The sequence below is a fragment of the Bradyrhizobium septentrionale genome, assembly GCF_011516645.4.
Classification (GTDB): Bacteria; Pseudomonadota; Alphaproteobacteria; order Rhizobiales; family Xanthobacteraceae; genus Bradyrhizobium; species Bradyrhizobium septentrionale.
The window spans coordinates 18,539-39,439 of sequence record NZ_CP088287.1 but is presented as its reverse complement, the minus strand read 5'-3'; the positions used below and the strand labels follow the sequence as shown (position 1 = coordinate 39,439).

General features: G+C 60.1%; 11 protein-coding genes. 9 read left to right on the top strand and 2 right to left on the bottom strand.

Annotation, left to right across the window (positions count from 1 at the left end):
- The first annotated feature begins 975 nt into the window (after nt 1-975).
- Nucleotides 976-2,367: an integrase catalytic domain-containing protein gene (locus tag HAP48_RS49405; RefSeq protein ID WP_176399285.1), complete on the top strand. Its 1,392-nt coding sequence runs from the start codon at nt 976-978 to the stop codon at nt 2,365-2,367.
- Between the two features lie 469 nt (nt 2,368-2,836).
- On the opposite strand, the gene HAP48_RS49400 is transcribed toward HAP48_RS49405, so the two are convergent.
- Nucleotides 2,837-5,269, bottom strand: a complete 2,433-nt coding sequence (locus tag HAP48_RS49400) for a type IA DNA topoisomerase (protein WP_166107309.1) — start codon at nt 5,267-5,269, stop codon at nt 2,837-2,839.
- Between the two features lie 592 nt (nt 5,270-5,861).
- Here HAP48_RS49400 and HAP48_RS49395 point away from each other — a divergent pair.
- The 8 genes from HAP48_RS49395 to HAP48_RS49350 all read left to right on the top strand — a co-directional run bounded on the left by HAP48_RS49395 (nt 5,862) and on the right by HAP48_RS49350 (nt 20,512).
- A complete protein-coding gene (locus HAP48_RS49395) occupies nt 5,862-7,094 on the top strand; it encodes a hypothetical protein (RefSeq protein WP_166218118.1) in 1,233 nt (410 codons plus the stop codon).
- 50 nt (nt 7,095-7,144) lie between these two features.
- The gene (locus HAP48_RS49390) at nt 7,145-8,569 is read left to right on the top strand and encodes a PD-(D/E)XK nuclease family protein (RefSeq protein ID WP_166218114.1); all 1,425 of its coding nucleotides are present in this window, start codon (nt 7,145-7,147) and stop codon (nt 8,567-8,569) included.
- Nucleotides 8,566-9,699, top strand: coding sequence for a UvrD-helicase domain-containing protein (locus HAP48_RS49385; RefSeq protein WP_166218111.1), 1,134 nt, complete (start codon nt 8,566-8,568; stop codon nt 9,697-9,699). The genes HAP48_RS49390 and HAP48_RS49385 overlap by 4 nt, the downstream gene beginning before the upstream one ends.
- Before the next feature lie 5 nt (nt 9,700-9,704).
- A complete protein-coding gene (locus tag HAP48_RS49380; protein WP_166218108.1) occupies nt 9,705-11,768 on the top strand; it encodes a 3'-5' exonuclease in 2,064 nt (687 codons plus the stop codon).
- 845 nt (nt 11,769-12,613) lie between these two features.
- Nucleotides 12,614-12,841: a hypothetical protein gene (locus tag HAP48_RS49365; protein WP_166107223.1), complete on the top strand. Its 228-nt coding sequence runs from the start codon at nt 12,614-12,616 to the stop codon at nt 12,839-12,841.
- On the top strand, nt 12,834-15,338 hold the full coding sequence (locus HAP48_RS49360) for an AAA family ATPase (protein WP_166218105.1): 2,505 nt from the start codon (nt 12,834-12,836) through the stop codon (nt 15,336-15,338). Before HAP48_RS49365 ends, HAP48_RS49360 begins: the two co-directional genes overlap by 8 nt.
- 158 nt (nt 15,339-15,496) lie before the next feature.
- Nucleotides 15,497-16,729 carry an exonuclease SbcCD subunit D gene (locus tag HAP48_RS49355; protein ID WP_166218102.1) on the top strand — a complete coding sequence of 411 codons (1,233 nt, stop codon included), beginning with the start codon at nt 15,497-15,499 and terminating at the stop codon, nt 16,727-16,729.
- A 3-nt stretch (nt 16,730-16,732) separates the two neighbouring features.
- Nucleotides 16,733-20,512, top strand: coding sequence for an AAA family ATPase (locus tag HAP48_RS49350; protein ID WP_166218099.1), 3,780 nt, complete (start codon nt 16,733-16,735; stop codon nt 20,510-20,512).
- A gap of 42 nt (nt 20,513-20,554) precedes the next feature.
- Here the strand turns inward: HAP48_RS49350 and HAP48_RS49345 are convergent, their stop codons facing one another.
- Entirely contained in the window at nt 20,555-20,830 is a 276-nt protein-coding gene (locus HAP48_RS49345) for a metallophosphoesterase family protein (protein WP_166218096.1), read from the bottom strand.
- Nucleotides 20,831-20,901 lie beyond the last annotated feature (71 nt).

The following is a 20,901-nucleotide window of genomic DNA, read 5'->3' as shown; positions in this document are numbered from 1 at the left end:
CAGTTCATCCCCATTGCGGGTTGGCTGTTGTCGTTGGCCAGATGATCGGGTCCCTTCGCTCCACCTGCATTACCAGGCTTCATCACTACTGCGAACCCGTCCGCCCCTGCGCCGTGCATCGGTACTCTCCCCTCAGCGGTGCTGCCGCTTTCAGGTTCTCCCTTGGCATCACGACACAGGTTCCCACGTTCCGTGTAAGAGCCTGCCATCAGGATCGCGCCGCCTCTACACCGGTCGTCACCCATCCAGTAACCAGGCTCCCGATAGGCTTGCTCCCAAGGAAGGGTTGAACCCTTGGTTTCGACAACGTCTGTACTGGTTTTCGATGCTTCATCGGCGGTTCGCTTCCGCTCGCCTTCCTGAGGCTTACCTGACGGGCTTGCGCCCGCCTTTTCCAACAACGCTCACCACCTCGACCGTTGTGTCGAAGCAGCTTGTGGTGGTTTGGACTCTGATCCTGCAATCCGAGCCCGAGGGGCCTACCCTCATCTCTTGCACAGCAAGGCTGCTTGAAGGCTTTAGGTCAATTGATCTACCTCCTTCTTCGCGCCGTCGTGGCGCACCAACCCCGACCAGCTCCGACGACCCGAGCGCTACCAGCAGAGCACGCCGATCAAAGGGGGCCCTTTTGGATGCCGATAGGGGGCGCATTGCCTCATCGAAAATGTTACCGAACAATTCCGCTGATGACTGGGGCGGCGTTACCGAATCAGGTCGGTGGCGCCAATGGCGAGCGGGATCAGCATGGGCGCAAGGCGCGAGGTGTTGGCCGTGGTGGCGAGGCGCTACCGTGCGGCTGGACGAGTTGAGAAGGGACGGATCCTTGACGAGTTGACAGCAACGACGGGTTGGCACCGCAAACACGCGGTGCGAGCACTGTCGGTTGCCGGAAGGGACAGGCCCAGACCACCACTGGACGAAGGGGCAACGAGCCCAACCGAACCAGCGACAAGTCGGCGACGCAAATACGCCAGCGTGCGCGACGCGCTGATCGCGCTGTGGGAAGCCTCCGATCGCGTCTGCGGTAAGCGCCTCGTATCGATGATCCCAGTGCTGTTGCCCGCACTCGAGCGGCATGGCCGGCTGAAGCCAACGAGCGCAGAGCGTGCGCTGCTGACAACTCTGAGCGCGGCGACGATCGATCGGATGTTGATCGACGTTAAAATTGCGGCTGCTGGGGGGCGCCGGCGGCGAGTCGGATTCTACTCGGCGATTCGACGCGAGGTGCCGATCCGCACTTTCAATGACTGGGCAAACCCGCCGCCAGGCTTTTGCGAGATCGACATGGTCGCGCACGGTGGGACCAGCGTCGCCGGCTCGTTTATCCAGACTTTGACCATGGTGGACATCGCAACAGGATGGACGGAATGCCTGCCCCTGGTGACACGCGATGGCAGCCTCGTCGTGGAAGCGATGACGCGAGCACAGGGCCTGTTCCCGTGGGTGATCTGTGGCGCCGACTTCGATAACGACAGCGCGTTCATGAACGACGTCGTCGTTCCATGGTGCCGAGCACAGAAGATCGAGGTAACGCGGTCACGTGCCTACAAAAAGAACGATCAGGCTTTCGTGGAGCAGAAGAACGGTGCGGTGGTCCGGCGGCTCGTCGGATACGGGCGCTTCGACGGGGTCGAGACGGCCCGCGTGATGGCACGTCTCTACGCGGCGGCGCGCCTGCTGGTGAACTTCTTCCAGCCGTCATTCAAGCTCAAAGAGAAGCGCCGCGAGGGTGCCAAGATCATCAAACGCTATCATCCGCCTGCCACACCATACGAACGTGCACTGGGGCACCCGAAACTCCCATCAGCGGTCAAGCGCCGTCTGCGCCAGACGTATCGGAATCTCGATCCCATACAATTGCTTGCCACGATCCGCACGGCGCAGGAAGAGCTCGGCGAACGGATCGGCAAGCGCGGTCTTGCGAAGGTTCCCACCGTATCGCCGGCTGATCCGCTCTCGTTTGCCCGATCGCTCGGCACGGCGGCAAACACCGCCGAAGTGCGGGCCACGCACCGCCGGCCGAAACGGCGATACAAAAAGCGTATTCGCATGCCCTCGAAGCTCGATCCCCATCTCGCGATCATCGAGAACTGGCTCGCCGTCGAGCCACAGCTCACTGCACTGGCCATCGTGGGCAGGCTCGCCACGATCGATCCTTCGATGTTCAGCGACAAGCAGCATTCGATCGTTCAGCGCCTGCTTCGGTCCCTCCGGCGGAAGGTGGCGGAGACAGCCATCGTATCCATGCCCGTGGATGAAATACGGCCCGAGGCTGTGGACGGCGCTGCGTGTGATGAGCACTCCGCCCCGCCCACAGCCTCTCCACCGAGCTGGCCGCGGCTCGAGACCGGTCTGGGTCCCGGGTAACATTACTTCCTGAGGCAATACGCGGGGTCAAATTTGAACGCCGATTGACACCAGCCCCGCTGCGAATTCTGCGGCAACCGGGTGTTCAAGGCGGTGAACGATACTCTTTGGGGAGGCGAGCCCGAACGGGAACGCGAATAGTCGTCACGTGTCTGCTCCGGTCCAGGACGATGTGTCGACCTTCACCTCGGTGTTGTCGGAATCGAAGGTTGACCAGCCAACCAGCCGCCGCAATGGATGCGCCAATTCTTCAGGCGGTCGTCGGAAAACTCTTCGATGATCTGTACGACTCGCTCCTGTCAGGCAGAATTCCACTTATCGTCCTGTGCAGATTTCCGGGACCGGCTCTGTCGGCTACTTGCTACTATGCGCGATCGAGAGCGAACGACCATTTCTGGTAATGGGTGGCACGACCGGTAACGATGTTTTCCTGGAATGACACAGAAAAAGCAATAACGGCGGCTGTTCGTCATAACCATCCGCGCTCGCCGAACGCGGCAAGGTCAACACCCGGCGGAGCATACCATCCACCTGAGCCATAGCGGGCGCCCAGCTTCATAGCGATCTCTTTGTTTCCATAAGGAATCCGCAGCGGCGTCCCTGCCGCCGGATTTGGTTGGGCGGGCATTGATGCATCGGCGGCAGCAGCAGCCTTTCGTTTTCGGGCAATCTTCCTCGGTGCCGTCGATTGAGGTGCAATCGATCCCGGCGGCCGGAAGGCGGTCTTGCGACCGCTCTTGCGGCGCCTCGTGCCTTTGTTCGAGTCAATCCACGCGGCCATTGCAGCCGAGTTGCCCTTGGCCTCGTCGGGAATGACGACGCCTTTCCCGAGCGCGATCTTCTTGGCGTACAACAACTGCGCTGGACTAACTGATTTGGGTTCGAGCTTCCCAGTTGCTTCACCATCGGTTTTCTTGGGCGCGTGCTGCTTGAGAAACGCGCCGCAGATTGATATCGACGTCTTGTAGCCGGGCGGCGGTTTGATGCCGCTTTGCCGGGCGAGGCTGTCGGCAAAGCGTTTCATCGCAGGCGTGGGTGGATATGCTGCAGCGCCGTTGCCGACTGAGGCGCCAAGCAGGGGAGGCCCTCCGGCGGCTGCGCCCTCCTTGAGTTTGCCGATGATGCGTTCGGCAACATCACACACGGCATCGATTGCGCCGACCATCTCCTGCTTGCCGACTACGACATCGTCGAGCAGGCATTCAAGTTGCGCCGTCACGCCCGGATCAACCAGCGCCGGATCTGCCTGTTTGAGAATGCCGAACAGCGATAGGCCGGCCTCGGTCGGCACGATGTGCTTTCCCTGGGCAATCAGAAAACCCTGCTTCTTCAGCCCGCCGATGATCTCGGCTCGGGTCGCCGGCGTGCCAATGCCCTTAGCTTCCTTCAGGCGATCCCGAAGAACCTCATCGTCGACAAAACGCCAGGCATTCTGCATCGCCTCGATCAGCGTGCCTTCGTTGTAACGCGGCGGCGGTCGGGTCTCCTTGGCCTCAATTTTGGGGTCCTGCAGCATTGCGGTCTCGCCGTTGCGCAGCGGCGGCAGCAATTGCGCGTCGTCGCCCTTTTCGTCGGCGGGTTGCCACTCCGGAAATGCTGCTCGCCAGCCGAGATCGATAGGCTGGCGGCCGGCGGCACGGAATTCGAAGCCGCGCACGTCGAGCGTTGCGGTTGTCTGCCGGTAGCGAAAGTCAGGCATCAGGGCGGCGAGATAGGCCCGAGCGATGATGTCGAATAGCTTCTTCTCGTCAGCCGACAGACGAGGCCAGACGTCCCGTAATTGGTCGATCGTATTGACGTTGGGAATAACGGCGTGGTGACTCGCGCCTTCCAACCCCTTGTCGTAAAACGTGCCGCTCGCGCCTCTACGGATAACCGGCGGCACGGGCACCGGAATCGCGCTGAACGATTGGCCCGCCTGCAGGCCGGCCACGATCCGCGGTACGTCCGATATCAAGCTCTGCGGCAGGTAGCGCACCTCGGCGCGCGGGTAAGTGATGATCTTCTTGCCCTGACCGTCATAGAGCTCCTGCGCCACCTCAAGTGTCTTGCTCGCCGACCAGCCGAAGCGTGAGCCGCAGAGTTTCTGCAGCGACGGCAAATCATGCAGTTTAGGCGGTCCTTGACGCTTATCTTCGACGCGCACGGCGAGCGTGCCCTCGAAGCCTTCGGCTGCTTTGACGGCGTCCTCAGCAATTTCGTGTCTAACGATCCGGTCCTGCGGCGCGTGCCGCATCTGGAATTGGCCTTCCGCTACCTTCGCGGTGACGACAACTTCAAAATAGGTGAGGGGCACAAAATCGCGGATTTCCAACTCGCGCTTGCACACAATGGCCAAGGTCGGCGTCTTCACTCGGCCGACGCCGATCACTCTCCGCGTACCTCGACCCAGGATCACGGTCGCAGTGCGAGTGAGTGATAAATTGTAGATCTGATCGGCCTGCCGGCGCGCGACGGCGGCGGCGTAAAGGCGGGCGTATTCGGCATTTGGCTTTGCCCGGCCGAATGCGTCACGGATGGTTTGCGGGTCCTGCGCGGTGAACAGTACCCGCATGACTTCGCCGCGGTATTTGTAGTGCTCGAGAATTTCCTGACCAATTAGCTGACCTTCGCGATCGCAATCGGTGGCGAGCCAAACTCGCTTGGCGGAACGCAGAGCCTCGCGAATCGCTTTGAGCTTGGCGGCTTTGTTTCCGCCCGTTGCCGGGCGAGTGTCGTAAAGACCTTCGGGCCGCAAAAGTATCGGTGACCAGCACTTCCAGACCGGCACAACGTCCTCCGGTTCGAGGAGGTCGAACAAATGGCCCTCGGCCGGGAGGACATCTCCGTAGCGAGAACCAACCGCTGCGCGGACGTCTTTTGCCTGGCTGGTTTTCTCCGTAATGACGATCTGATCAGGCACGTCGCGCTCGTTCGGTAGAACAAATTCGAGGAGGATGTTATATGGAACATATAGTGAACATCGAAGCCTCGCAAGCTAGGTTTTGAAGTGTGTCCCCGCCTTGGTCACTGACGCGCCGCGTTTATGTGAATCGGCGCGGGGTACCATGAACGCTGAGGAGAACCGTGTCTGATAACGGCCACCGATCACAAGCTCGTTGGCGGCATGTGCCGCGATGACCTCGTCGTCCTGCCGGACTAGCTAGACCCTGAGCGGGAGTTCGCGCGGCTAACACAGAAAATCGAAAGCGCGCGCTAGGTTGCTGAACCGGCCGCGTGCGCGACCGCCTGATCCGTCGCAATGGACGCCCGGTTCGCCGCCTCGTGCCGGGCCTTGGCGTCGCCGTCCATCGACCAACTGGTAACGAAGGGGGCCGGACGCCTGAATAATTCTTCCACACATAATATTTACATATGCATTATAGGCACTGAGTCGATGAGACCTGCTGCCTCCGGCCGCCAATATTTCTAATCCGAGCCAAGTTCCTTTAATCCGCAGTAAATGACTAGAATTCTTTCGTTTTAAAGTTTGCACTCCATGGGATGGGGCGGAGATGCACGTCGTTTTTGGATGGAAGCTCGACGGCCCATGTCATCCGCAAACAGCAAATGGGTCGTCAGCCGCAATTGGCCAGCCTGTGGTTGGCCCAAGCGGCTTTCTTAACCTGCTCGAATCCGCCCTCGGCTTGGTTGGCCCCAATACGCCGGCAGCAGTTCGCATTGCCAGATATCAGGGGCGTCTGCGTTCGCACGATGATGGATCACGCTTCTATTCCGGCTCCTTCGTGCGGGATGCCTGGGCAACAGCGAAACATATACTGGCCTGGCGTGACGAGCTCTATGCGTCCGGCTGGCAAGGCCAGCAGATCGAAAGCGCAGGACCGCGCCTCGAAACGATGGCGTCGCTCGAGATGGCAGGGAGCCAACCTCTAGGAAGTTGTCCAGGAGAGAGAATTCACGCCATCTTAGAGGTCCTAACCAACGGGCACGACCTCCCGGTCGAAACAATCGATGTCGTTTCGTCCGAAGAACGGCTCCCATTGATGTGGCGACGCTTGTTAGCCCGTCTCCGCGCCAGCGGAATCACTATCCGCGCGTTGGAGCCCTCGGTGAACACGGGCGACTCCGATCTCGTAGCCATCCAATGCGCGCTACGCGGCGACAAAGCGGAAAAATTCGTTGGAGATGGAAGCCTCGTCATTCTTGACGCCGACGATGAGTGGCAAGCGGCCGATGCCGTAGCTGCCTGGCTCTCCTCAGGAGACAATCGGGAAACAGTCATAGTCCGCGGAAACGGATGCCCAGCTCTTGATGCCGCCTGTCGCAGATTGGGCCTTCCCCGTCCGGGCTGGACCGAAACATCGCCTCAACGCAGCGCACTTCAGGTGTTGCCGCTAGCGTTAGAGATTTTGTGGGACCCACTCGAGCCTGCGAGGATTCTGGAATTCCTAAGCCTGCCACGATCTCCCCTTCCCCCATTTGTGTCTCGGCGATTTGTTCGTGCCCTGATGGACGAACCGGGCATCGGTGGAGAGCGATGGATAGAAGCGTGGCAAGACTGCATCCGCGACCTGACCGGCTGGCGGCGTGCCGACGGGCTGGATGATGCTGCCATCGAGAGCGAAATTCGGAAGGCACAGGACGAATGGAAGTTCTGGCTCGAACCGCAGCGATTTCGTCGATCCGACGGCATCCCCGTTCAACGGGTCCAAGACGTATGCCATCGCATCGCTCAATGGTCCGGGGGGGGGGGGGTGCACAACGCGATAGAGACTACCTTTTCCTGACGGCTGCAGCACATTCCTCGGCGCTCAGCGAATCGATCGCAGCCCTAGGCGTGTCTCACATCCCTGCAATCCAACTTGGCCGCATCATCGATGCGGTAACCGCCGAAGGCGCGTCGGCGCCGGCAGCAACCGAGGAGGCTGCTCCTTGGTCGGTTGTTGATGCCCCCGGTCAGGTTTGGGGGACAGCCGACACCGTGGTTTGGTGGGGATTCTCGGGTGACGTCAGCTCGCCGCCTCGTCAGCCTTGGTCGAGCGCCGAAATCGCAGCACTGGCCGCGGTCGATGCCCATGTCGAACCGATCGAAGACGCCGTCCTGCGCGAGGCCGCCAGTTGGCGCCAAGCGCTCCTAGGAGCACGGTCTCGGGCGATCCTCATAATGCCTCGCCGTCTTCGAGGAGAAACAGCGACGCCGCATCCATTGTGGCACGAAATATTTGCGCAGCTCGAGTTGCTGCAGGCCGTCACTAAAGCGCGAATTCCGGCTCAGGCCATCGCGATCGGCGAAACAGCTCGGCTCGGCGATCGCGAGATCAAGCGTCAAGGAATTAGCCCGCTCGCATTACCGACCGCGCGACGCCGATGGATCGTCCCCGCTTCGACGATTGCCCGCCGACCTATCGAGTCAATCACCAGCATCAAAACGATGATCGAATGCCCGCTAGCCTGGGCGTTGAACTATGGCGCACGTGTTCGTCCTGGCGCCCTCAACGTCTTGCCCGATGATGCGAATCTGGTCGGCATACTTGCCCACGCCGTCGTCGAGAATCTTTTCGCCCAACGAAAGACTTGGCTTCCGCAAGAAGCCGCGAGCGCGTCTGCAAAAATGTTTGATAGCCTTGTGGTCCAAACGGCTGCGCCTTTGCTGCGACTCGGCTATGCCGTCGAATATGAGAGAGCCAAGGCGCGCGTATCCGATTCGATTCGTCTGCTTGTTCAGATGATTTCCGATGCTGGCTTGACCGTTAGGGGATGCGAAGAAGAAGTGGTTGTCGCATTTGCCCCAGGTCAAGACTTCGAAGGTTATCTGGATCTCGTCCTGGAGGATCCGAAGGGAAGATCGGTCGTCCTCGATCTCAAATGGGCAACGCGAGACAAATATCGTCGTGAAGAGGTTCAGGAAGGGCGCGCCCTTCAGCTGGCTGGATACACCTGGCTTGAGGAACAGGCCGGGCGCACTCCGTTGGGAGCCGGGTACTTTATGCTGCGACAACAGAGCCTCCTCTTCACCAGCCCCTATCCCTTCCCCGCCGCCCACCATGTGCCCGGCTCAGATCTTAAGCAGACATGGGCGGCGTTACGTGCGGCATACGACCATCGTATGGAGCAGTTGGAGCGCGGTGATGTTCTGGTAAGGGGCGTTGAGGCTGGAACTGATGATACAGACGTTGATCCCATGCCCCAGGTCGAACCCGGCTGCAGATTTTGCGACTACGGCTCACTTTGTGGCGCGTCGATCGAAGGAGGTCGGCGATGACCGATATGGGGCCGATCTCCGTTGTCAGTGCTGGAGCTGGTACTGGAAAGACATGGCGACTAAGTACGGAATATGTGAACGTCGCCCAGAACGGCGCGTCTCCGGCGCGCATCATTGCGACGACTTTCACCATCAAGGCAGCCGCCGAGTTGGTGGAACGAGTCCGCGCTCGCCTTATTCAAGAGGGCTACGCCGAAGCGGCTCAAAGCGCGCTAGCCGGACTAGTCGGCACCGTGAACAGCGTCTGCGGCCGCTTGGTAAGTGACTTCGCAATCGACGGGGGCCTTTCGCCGGTCGCCGAGGTAATCCCACCGGAGATGGCCAATTCTCTTTTCGGTTTGGCAACCGAGGAAGCGATCCAACAATTCTCGCCAAAGATAGACCCGATCGCGGAACGCCTGCGGCAAGACGACTGGCGAAAGACCGTATTGGACATCGTCAATCTGGCGCGTGGAAGCGGCTTGGTACCAACGCAATTTGCCGACTTTGCCCTTAAATCTTGGCAGGGCATCGAACCACTTCTTGCCCCGGTCGCCGCCAATGAAACCGCGGCCGATCTTGACCGCGCCTTGGTCGAGGCCATTCGGAGTTGCATCTCGCAGATCGACGCGGGCGGCGACGTGACCAAGACAACAAAAGACGCTTTGACAACGCTACGCCGGATCGCGTCTCAGATGTCGAATGGACGTCCCTTGGCGTGGGACGCATGGGCGCGGATTTCAAAGCTCAAAGCTGCGAAGGCATCCGAACCCTTCCTTCAGACGGTTAGGGCGATTGCCGCGCATCATCCGACGCATCCACGTCTGCACGCCGACCTTCGCGAATTCATCGATCTCGTTTTTTCCTGCGCGGCAGATGCGCTTGATCATTTCTCGGAGTTCAAGCGGGCTCGCGGGCTCCTCGACTTTACGGACCAGGAGGCGCTCGCCCTTGAGCTCCTTCGACAGCCCGAGGTGCGCGCTCGGATGCGGGAGCGATTCGACCTTTTGATGGTCGATGAATTTCAGGACACCAGCCCTATACAGCTGGCGGTATTCCTAGAGATGGCAAAAGCCGTCAAGCGCTCGCTTGGGGCGGCGATCAGAAGCAAGCCATCTTTGGCTTTCGGCAGACCGATCCTGCGCTCGTAAATGCGGTGATCGAGAAAATTAGGCCGGCGACAGGGGGCGCCGAGGAATCCCTCGATACGTCACGGCGCTCGCGTCCCAGTCTGGTCCGATTTGCAAATGCTGTCTTCGGCGCGGCATTTCCGCCAAAGGGTGTCCCCGCCGACAAAGTCGTAATCCCGAACTTCCATCGGCCCGAGCCGCCTGGCTTCGGGGCGGCCTTGCACCATTGGAAGTTAGATGGGAAGAACTGGCCGTCCGCGCTGCAAGCCCTGGGCGGGCGTATTCAGTCAATGCTGGCATCGCCAGCTGCAACCCCGGTAATCAACCGCGCGGACGGAACAAGCCGACCACTGAAGCCGAGCGATATAGCCATCCTTTGTCGTCAGAATGAACGCTGCAAGGCCGTTGCCGATGTGCTTGGCGCCTTAGGCATCCCCGCTGCGATGCCGAGAAACGGTCTCCTCGATACAGTGGAGGCAGTTCTGGCAGTTGCAGCGTTGCGCTACTTGGTTGACCCCGCGGACTCGTTGGCTGTTGCCGAGCTTGCCCATTTCAACGAAGGCAATGGCAACTGGCTGGCCGTCTGGTTGACGAAGGGCGCCGGTGTGGTGAAGTCCCAATGCGAGGCGATCGTCGCTCTCGACGAAAAACGCGACAACCTCGCCCATCTGACACCTGCGGAGGCGCTAGAAACAGCAATCGCTGCGGCCCGCATCGACCAGCTCGTCCACCGGTGGGACCGCCCGGGCGAGCGGCTAGCGAATTTAGATGCGCTCCGTAAAGTTGCGCTTTTGTACGAGGATGCCTGTCGAGCCACGCGTGGCGCCGCCACGGCTGCCGGGTTGGTCGCGTATCTCTCGAAGGGCTTGGAGAACGGCGGTGAGCGTCCAGCCTTTGAAGGTGACGATGCCGTGCGCGTGCTCACCTATCATCGCGCCAAAGGCCTGGAATGGCCAGTCGTGATCTTGCTTGACCTCCAAGATGGAGCGAAGCGCTCGCCCTTCGGAGTTTACTCGGAATCGCCTGCCGGCGGATTGGATCCCTGGAACCCATTAGCAGGACGTTGGATTCGATTTTGGCCGTGGCCGTATGGTGACCAGGAGAAGGACGTACATCTCGACGCCACGGCGTCTGCCAGTCCACAGGCTCAGGCTCGAACCGAAGCTGAGCTCGCCGAGCTTGTTAGACTCCTCTATGTGGGGATGACCCGGGCGCGAGATTATTTGGTATTCGCTACCCGACCATCTGCGTCATCGTCTTGGATAGACATCCTGACGCGAGCAGACGGCACGCCCGTCCTGACGCTGCCGGCAACAGATGGCGAAACCCAGGTGAATGTCGACGGCGAAACCTTCACCATGGTGGTGCGGTCTGCAGGTCTTACCCCAGCAGCCGCTGTTCAGGATGAGGCTCCTGCTGTCGCCTGGTTCGCTCCACTCCCTCTTTCGGGAGAGCCGCCTAAATTTCCTCCAGCGCGGCTGTCGCCGAGTGCTGCCTCGCAAGACAATAACGACCATCGCGCCCCTATCGCCGATACACCGATCGAAATCGGACGGCGCTTGCCCATCAGCGGTAACCATGACATGCGCCTCCTTGGAGAGGCGGTTCACGGCTTCCTCGCGGCCGACCGCATCAACCGACCATTAGCAGAGCGCGAGGCCATGGCGAAAGAAGCACTCGATCGCTGGGGCGTCGGCGGGGCCTTATTACCCGCGTCACTAATCGAAGCCAGCAAAAGACTCGACCGCTTTATCACGGATCGCTGGCCCGAAGCCCGGCGGCATCATGAGCTGCCTGTGTTCAGCCGTATCGGCGATCAACGCGCTAGCGGCCGAATTGACCTGTTGCTTGAGACGGCTGAGGGTTTCGTGATCATCGATCACAAGTCATTCCCGGGTGCGCCAGACACCTGGGTCGAAAAGGCGAAGGAATTTTCGCCTCAACTCGCCCTGTACAGTCAAATGATCGCCCAGGCGACGGGAAGCCCCGTGTTGTATAGCTTCATTCACATGCCGATTGTGGGCGCAGTTATTGGCATAGGATCGAATTTATCGCCTTTGATCCAAGCAAGCCCGACGAGCATTTTCTAACGTGTCGGGGCGACGCAGGTGGTCAAAGTTGAAGCATTTTATGCTTGTCGAGGAATGGCTGACCGAGAACGCGCTTGGTACTTCGTAACTACACATACAGGTTCGAGGCCAAAGGCTCCGGCGTGGGATGTACCAAAAACGAGCGTTCTAACGGATACATTGCTAAATCGACCAGTGCTGCTGAAGGAGCAAAATGAACAACGCACCAACTCAAGGCGGATCAAAGGCGACTTGGTTCGTGGGGGCAACTTACGGCGGTACAGAAGATCAGATGCCACGCTTCTTGGCGGAGGGGATCTGGGAAAACGGTTACGAAGACAGGTACCTCGAATTGGTGCGATCTATGCGCCCCGGGGACCGCATCGCGATCAAGTCGTCGTATACGCGCAAACACGGTTTGCCCTTTGATAATCAGGATAAAGCCGTTTCCGTGATGGCCATCAAAGCGATCGGCACGATCACCGAAAACCTGAATGATGGAAGGCGGGTCCGGGTATGCCTATCTTCGCTCACAGGTTGGCCGCGGAGATCCCCTGGCAGATCACGCTCAGGGTTTGCTCTTGCATCCGTCCATCTGGGGAACCTTAGACGAGACGGTTGTCATTCAGGGTCACAGCATAAGGTTCGCGACGGTGGATCTGACCGCATCCACGGGTGAAATTTGATCTCAGCTGCTTCGCGTGTGCGAGCCATCGCTTCTCAAATAACGATTGGCCTCTCGGGTCTACAGTTGTCTTGTGGTGTCCAATGGATGGCGAGGACAGCGCTAAATTCCGCGTACGTACCCCGATTTCGGTATGCATCCAAAAGTGGTGAAGCTATAATTTTGCTCCGGGAGAGCGCGCATGCAAGAGAAGAAAGAGCCAGGTCAGTCAACCGCGGAGTTCTTAGCCGGACTGGCCAAACACCTGTTCGAAAAAGAAGGCGTGGATGTTGGCCTCGCCGACATTCTTGGAGCACATCTCCTACAGGCATCCCCAACGCCAGATGCCGTGGCTAAGGCGAAAACGGCGATAGTCAAGCTCGCGGGCAACCGAGCAAATCCTCCGACGGCGAAGGAAACAAATGGCTGACGCGCTCTATTTCATTCAGACCCTTGGCCTCACTGGATTTCGGGCTTTCCTACAACCGAAGACGTTCGATTTCAGCAAGAAACGGTGCCTCGCGATTTTCGCGCCGAACGGCAATGGCAAATCCAGTGTAATAGACGCACTGGAGTTCATGTTCTCGAAGGACGGGACGCTCGATCGGCTGGGCCTTCGGACGATCAACAACAATGCGGGTTTTGTCGCTCTGGCGCACAATCTCGCTGAAGAGGCCAAGCTCGCGCCGAGCGTTACCATTGGCTTCGCCACCGGCGGCACTGTTACGAGCGGAAGCCGGTCGGCTGCTGGTGCGAAGCGACCAATGCCGGCCATCGTCGTGACGGTGAGTGGATGCCTCGCGGTCAGTCCAATCATCCGGGGACACGTGCTGAGGACATTCGTGGAGGCCCACACCCCCGAGCAGCGCTACACTGACGTTGCGACCTGGTTGCAGCTTGGGCCGCTGGTCGAGGTTCAGAAGAACATCCGCGCGCTGCGATCGCAGATTAAGGCCGCGGCCGATGATCGGACCGCGCAACAACGTGTAGATGGGCAGCTCGCCAAGGAGACCGCCAACGCCGTCACTGCGTGGGACGGGCCGGAGGTTCTGGTTCACGCCAACACCGTCCTCCTTGCGCCTCTCGACAAGGTACTCGTGCTGAAGGCGTTAGATGTTTCCGATCCTGCCTACGTTGAACTGACCAACCGCGCGAAGGCAGAAGAGCACCAGGTCGGACTCGCCGGTCTGCGCCAAATCAGGCAGGCTGCGGCGACTCTCTGGAACGAGGTTCTCGATGAGGAGAGCGGCAAAACCGTTGTCGCTGGCGCTGTACCGATGTTTGAGACCGGTGCGGCTGATCTGTCGAAGGCGGTAAAGGCCGAGGTGGACGAACGCGGAAAAGCTGCAAGCTCTGCCTTTCAGACTTTGTGGAAGGCTGCAGAGCCGTTTTTCACCGAAGGCGGCCCGAGCCCGGAGGCATGTCCGATCTGCATGACTCCAATCACCGAGACCAAGGCCGGAAGCGCAGATGGCATCCGCGCGCATGTGGCCAAGCACCTCGAAGAGTTAGCCGATTATGCCGCCGCTAAGTCGGCACTGAATAGCGCCAACCTAGCGGCGAACAAAGCTCATACCCTGTTGGTGGCGGCGTTGCCGGGGATTGCCGGTCTTCTCGGGGATGCGGAGGGAGAGCTGAAGGCCAAGCTTGCAAGCTATCGAGCCGCCGTTGAAGTCTGGTCGTCCGGGGATCCGCCTGCTTCCGCCGCTGTCGTTGCGGCGATATCCGCACTGCTAGGCAAACTGGGAACGAAGATAGCTGACATCGAGGCCAAGCAGGGTGATCAAACCTACGCCAAGGCCAAGGTGAAGATTGACCGCTTGCTGGAGTTGCAGGCCGAGCGGTTGCTAGCAATTCGGACTCAGGAGGAGTTGAGAAGCCTCTCAGAGGCCTTGACGGCGCAAGCGACGACGATCTCAGGCGAGATCCGCAAGAAGGTCCAGGCGCTGCTCGATAAGCTGCAGACGCCGATGAACAATATCTACAAGGTAATCCAGGGCGCAGGAGCAGCCCCCATCCGTCTGGAGTTGCCGGCTGAAGACGATACCAACCAGCAACGGCTCAATTTGGTAATCGACTTCGCGAAGAACCGGCCTGGAGTTCAGCCGGGTGGGTATCTCAGCGATTCCCAGATTCATTCGGTGGCGCTGGCGCTACGGCTGGCGGCAATCAAGCAGTTCAACCCCTCCGCCCCGATCATCGCACTCGACGACATCGTCACTTCGTATGACGCGGATCATCGCCGCACGATCGGTAGCCTTGTCGCTGCAATGTTCAGCGATTGCCAGATCCTTGTCACCACGCATGATGAGCGCTTCTTCAATTATTTGAAGGATCAGCTTGAGGCAAAGGACTGGCATTTCACGCGCATCATCGGTCTCGATCCAGCGTATGGGCCGCGCTTTGCAGATCACAAGGTGAGCGACGAGATGATCGAGACGCGCTGGGCCGAAGGTCAATTCGCAGCAAATGAGATGCGGCAGGCCGAGGAAGAATGGTTGCTCGGAATTTGCCGTGACTTCGGCGTGAGCGTCCGGATTCGACCTCTGGAGAGAGCCTATTCCTATGAACGGAGCGAACTCGCTTCGGCACTCGCGAGTTTTCTCAGGGATGCGAAGTTGGATCCCAAACCCATCGCCGGCATCAACAACCGCTTCCTGACCAGTCTACAGAAGGGTGAGATCGAGAATTTTGGAAGCCATTTTCAGGATGGCCCCTACGGCGATGGCTCGATCGGCGATGAGCGTGCAAGGTGGGATGAATTCAAAGCGTTCCGTAAGCAATTCGCCTGCCCGAAATGTGAGCGCACCAGGTTTCAAAGGCCATTCACTCTCAAGAAGCCGGTCTGTGCGCATGCCGGATGTGAGGCGCAGTTCGAGTTCCTTGCCGTCGCGCCGTCGGCGCCGGTCGCGAAGGGAACGGTATAGAGATGGGAGCGTTCTGCAGCGCGCGGCTTCCACACGCAGGCCGACTTTCAAGGTGACGTTGAGCCGCTATCGTCCGGCCGAGCGTGTGAGCGATGATTGATCCATGCCGAACGACTTCGTGTTGAACCGCAAAGCGTTTTCAAAGTAAGAGAAAATATATGATCCGTATCTTGCACACGGCTGATTGGCATCTCGGCCAGATGCTCCGGGGATTTTCCCGCGAGCATGAGCACCGCAGAGTTTTCGAGGGCCTTGAAGCGATCGTCGTCGAGCATGATGTAGACGCGCTCATTATTGCCGGCGACGTATTTGAAAATCAGAATCCTTCCGGAGAGGCGCAGCGGCTTTTTTACGACACCCTCGTGAGACTTAGTCGCGCTAGGCCGCGAATGACAACTGTGATCGTCGCCGGCAACCACGACGCCGCTGGTCGGCTGGAGGCGCCTCGGCCTTTGCTGGAGGCGTTTAACATCCGTGTGGTTGGAAATGTTCGGCGGCCCAATGGTCGGATCGAGGCGTCGCGTCATTGCGTGCCGATCACGGATGAGACCGGCGCGGTTGCGGCTCATGTCCTCGCGGTCTCCTACCCCACGGCCGCCTGCCTTCCCAACTTGACGCGGTTGGATGGCGAGGCGGGTTCGCCGATCGTGGCCGGCGTGCGCTCCCTTTATAGCGAACTGCTCGATACGTTACGCCCGCAGATGGACGGTTTGCCGTTTATCGCTACAGGCCATCTTCACGTCGCCGGCGGCATCGAGTCGGAGGGCGCCGAGCGGCGGATATTGGTGGGCGGTCAGCACGCCGTGCCGCATGATGTGTTCCCAGTGGAAGCGAGCTACGTGGCGCTCGGCCATCTGCACAAAGCTCAGGCCGTTGGACGAGATTCGGTCCGCTATTCGGGTTCACTCATTCCGTTGTCGGCCACGGAGCAGCCGTATCATCATGGCGTAACCCTTGTGAAGCTCGACGGGGCGCAGGCTGTGTCTGAAGATATCCCCATCAGCAGACCAGTTCCCTTCCTTCGACTCCCAGAGGCCGGCGATATGCACCTGAACGAGCTTGGCGATTATCTCAGTGCCCTGGATCTCCAGCCAGATCTGGCGATGGACGAGCGACCATTTGTCCAGATCCGCATCGCTCGCGAAGGGCTTTCACCTGGGTTTCGGGAGGAGATCGACCGAATTGCCGAGAGCTTTCCCGTCCGCATCGTCGATGTTCGCGTCACCGCGATGCCCGACGAGCTTAATAAGGCGGTGATCGCCGATCCCTTGATCAGGCTAGCGGACCGGGACCCGGAGGATGTGTTCAAGCTTGCGTTCGAACGTGCGTTCGGCGTGGCGCCGGAAGCTGCGCATCTCGAGGTCTTCCATCGTGCGCGTGCGGAGGCCTGACCCATGCGCATCCTTGCAATCCGGGGCGCAAATCTGGCTAGTCTTGCGGCGCCGTTCGAAATCGATCTGGCGGCCGGCCCGCTTGCCGGTTCGGGCCTATTCGCGATCACAGGCGAGACGGGCGCCGGGAAATCCACTATTCTCGATGCGCTGTGCCTTGCGCTCTATGGCGAATATCCACGTGTCTCTATCGGCCGTCGGGAGAATGCTCCCGATCCCAGCGGGGAGGCGATCTCCATTCATGACGGCCGCGCGATCCTGCGCCGCGGGGCCGGCGGCGGATATGCTGAGGTGGATTTCGTCGGACAAGATGGAGAGCGCTACCGCGTCCGATGGGAAGCCAATCGTGCGCGCGCCCGTGCAAATGGACGGCTCCAAAATGAACAGCGTGCGCTATTTCGCCTTGATGACGGCAGCGCCGTGGCAACGGGTAAGACCCAGGTTCGCGAAGCTGTAGAAGCGCGGACTGACCTTACATTCGATCAGTTCCGGCGAACTGTGCTTCTCGCCCAGGGCGAATTTGATACGTTCTTGCTCGCGGCCGAGAGCGAACGTGCCGAATTGCTTGAGAAGATAACCGGTACGGAGATCTACGCCGCAATCTCGGTTCGTATTCATGAAGGCACGGAAGCGCGTCGGAGAGGTGTCGAGCAGCTTGAGCAGTCACGCAGCGACATCGGCCTTCTCGACGACGATGGCAGACAGCGGCGACTTGAAGAGCAAAGCCAGCTCGCTGAAGCCATCGCCCAAAAGGTTGCAGAGCGCGATCACGACATTGGGCGACTGGATCATTTCAAGCGTGTCGCTACCGCCCGAAGCGATCTCAATCAGGCGGAGGTCCAAGCAGCGGTTGCGGGATCGGCGCGTGAGGCCGCTGCGGATGAGTATCGTTCCTTGGCCGAACTCGATTTGGTCGAACCGCTCCGTCCATTGTCCGTAGATCTGGATAACGCCCGGTGGACTGCTGTCGCAGCCGCGACAAGGCTCGGCGAGTTGCTTATCGCGCGCGAAGACTCGCGGGCGATCGACGAGGCGGCAGCGACTCAACTGTCGGACGCGACCACGGCCGACGGCGCCGCGGAAGACATCTTCAAGCACTTTGGTCCCCTCTGGAGCGAAGCGGAAAAACTCGACGCGGAGCTCGCAACGGCCCGGATCGAGTTCAACGACGCGACGGAGAAATCGCAGCAGGCTGAGACGGTCCTTCGGAATCACGTGGATGCGCTCGCAGCAATTGATCACACTCTTGCCCAGACGGCCGAATGGCACCGCATAGCAACGGCGCAACTGAAGGGTCAATCTAGTTGCGCCCTTCTTGCCGATCGCCTCGACGACGCGACGGCCCTGTTAGACAAGCGGGTCATACTGAAACGTGACGGCGCCGCGGCGGCCTTCGGCGTAGCTGAAGTCGGAAGGACCGTGGCGAGCTTAGAACTCGAAATAGCGGAGCTTTCAGAGAAGCTCGCTGTGGATCGCGATCGAAAAGAGGGCTTCACTCGTGACATCGGCGGCCGCCGAAGCAGTCTTGCTGCAATCGACGAAGCTGTGCTGTACGAACGTGACACGAGCCTGCAGCGCGTTCTTGATGCCGTTCGTGAGGCGAGTGCTGTCTGTGGGCAGCACATTCGCGCATCGGCGGATCTGGCTCGCGGTGTTTCGGCGCTTGCCGCCGCAGCGCAGGAGGTAAGCACGGCTAGCGGCCAGATCGCTGTCGCTGAGTCCGAACAACTCCGCGATCGAACGGCCCGCGCCGAAATCGAGCCGCTCGCTGACCTTGCCGACGAAGCCGTCTCGCCGGAGGCGGCCCACTTGCGCAGTATGTTGGCCCCGGATGCAGCCTGCCCCGTGTGCGGCAGCACAGATCATCCCCATCTTTTAAACCCCAGCGCGCTGAACGACATGGTCGCGGCGATCCGCCGCCGTCGCCAGGAACTAGATGCGGCGCTGGACGCGACAAGCCTGCGCGTTAGCGTAGCCACACGCGCGCTCGCTGCAGCCGAGGTGCGGCAGTCCGAGGCAAAGCGAGGAATTGACGCCGCGCGCAGCCAAGTGTCTGCGGCCGAGGATGTTTATAGTGGGCAAAGATCGTTGCTGCGAGACCTCTGCGCAAAGGCGGGATTGGTGGCTAGTATGCCGATCGTACCGGACGCGCAAGGAGCGTCCGAATTGGCGGCGCTAGCAGTGACAGCAAGCGTGGAGCGGACCGCAGCCAGCGTTCCGCTTGCAGACGCCAGACGTCTCCGGACAGAGATTGATGATTTGCAGCGAGAGCACGACGTGCTCGGTGTGATGATCGAATCGATGATCCGGAACATCGAGGAACGGCGATCGAGACTTCATGCCGCGCAGTTGACGTTCAAGGAACACACGGTTCGGGGAGCGGATATTGCTGAGCGTCTCGGCTCTATCGATCGCGAAATCGCCCCATTTCTCGCCGCAGCGGATAGAACAGCCGAGCAGCTCGACGCCGATCCCGAGGGCGTGGCCGCCTGCCTCTCGACGGTCGCCCATGAGTACGACGCCTTGCGTAAGCAAGTTGGCGAGCTCGATCTGACGTTGCAGCGATTAGCGCCTGATCGTGCAGCCGCCGCCGCTTCGCTGGAACATGCCGGAAAACAGGTGACGGAGTCGGCAGCCCGGCTTAATCAACGTCGTTCTGTTGTAGACGAGAAGATGCTTGACCGGACCAAGCTGCTTGATGGCGAGGCGACGGCCAGTCACCGTACCCGTATCAACGAATTCCGTCGAACAGCTCGCGAAGCCCTAGCAGCGGCGCGCGAGGCAAAATCCACGACCGCCGCCGCGTTCCAAGCGGCCTGCGCCCGCTGCGAGGAAGCCGTCTCTGCATTGGAGGTCGCGACGCTGCGTCGCGCGTCGGCCGAAGATGCTTTCAACGCCGCCTGTCAGAGTGTTGAACGATCGTCTGATCAGGTTGCCGCGCTCATTTCCACCGATCAAGCCGTGTGCCGAGCGCTGCGGGCGCGAATTAAAGAGATAGACCGGGCTCTGATTGATGCCAGTGCGGCGGTCCTGACGCGCCAGAGCGACCTCAGCAGGGCTCTTGAAGAGTTCGACGAGACAACCGACGCGGAGGCGTTGACCGCCGCCGTTGCAGTGCTGACGACGGCAATCGGGGGCTTGCACCAACGCGCCGGAGCGCTTTCAGCTGTGCTGTTGCGAGACGACGAGGCGCGCCGCGCTGCCACAACCCTGTCGGTAGAAATCGACACAGCGAAAGCCGAGCTAGCGATTTGGCAATCCGTCAGTGATGCTGTCGGCTCGGCCACTGGCGATCGCTTTCGTCGATTCGTACAGGGCATCACGCTCGATCATCTAATCCAGCTGGCCAATGATCACCTCAGCGCATTAAGCCCACGGTATCTGCTTGCGCGAGGAGCTGCGTCCGACCTAACGCTGCAGATCAGCGATCGCGACATGGGCGACGAGCTCCGTGCGACACGAAGCCTCTCCGGTGGCGAACGCTTCCTCGTCTCTTTGGCGCTTGCGCTCGCGCTCTCGGGTCTTGAGGGCCGTGCATCGTTTGTCGATACGCTGTTCATCGATGAAGGCTTTGGATCGCTCGATGCGGAGACCCTCGATATGGCGGTGGACGCGTTGGAAACATTGCAAGGGCGCGGCCGGAAGGTGGGCGTCATCACGCACGTCGCCGCCATGATCGATCGTATTGCGGTGCAAGTGCGTGTCGAGAAGCGTGGTGCAGGACGCTCCGATATTCGAATCACGGACGGATTGCGCGATCAAAGTGAGAGATTTAACGGATAGCGCAGCGCGAAATGTCTCATCTGTACGAAAGTCCGCCGTGTTCTATTGGGCGGTGAGAAATTTCACTGGTCGGATGGTTTCATCAATGAAGACGGCCGCAGTAAGCCCTCGCCCGTAGACCGCACCTGTATCAATATTCAGACGGTTTGGGCGCTGGTCCGGGACGCCGTTCTCGGTCGGTGTGTGCCCGTGGACAACGAGACGGCCGAAGTCCTCGGTGCTTGTCAGAAACGGCTTCCGAATCCAGAGGAGGTCATGCTCGTTCTGTTGATCGAGCGGTCGGTCGGGGTGAACGCCTGCATGCACGAAGAAGCGCATCCCGTCGTCGTCAGCTCTTGCCGTCCCCGCCGCAGGCCGGACGCTATGTGTGGATCTCATCCGAGTCCCTC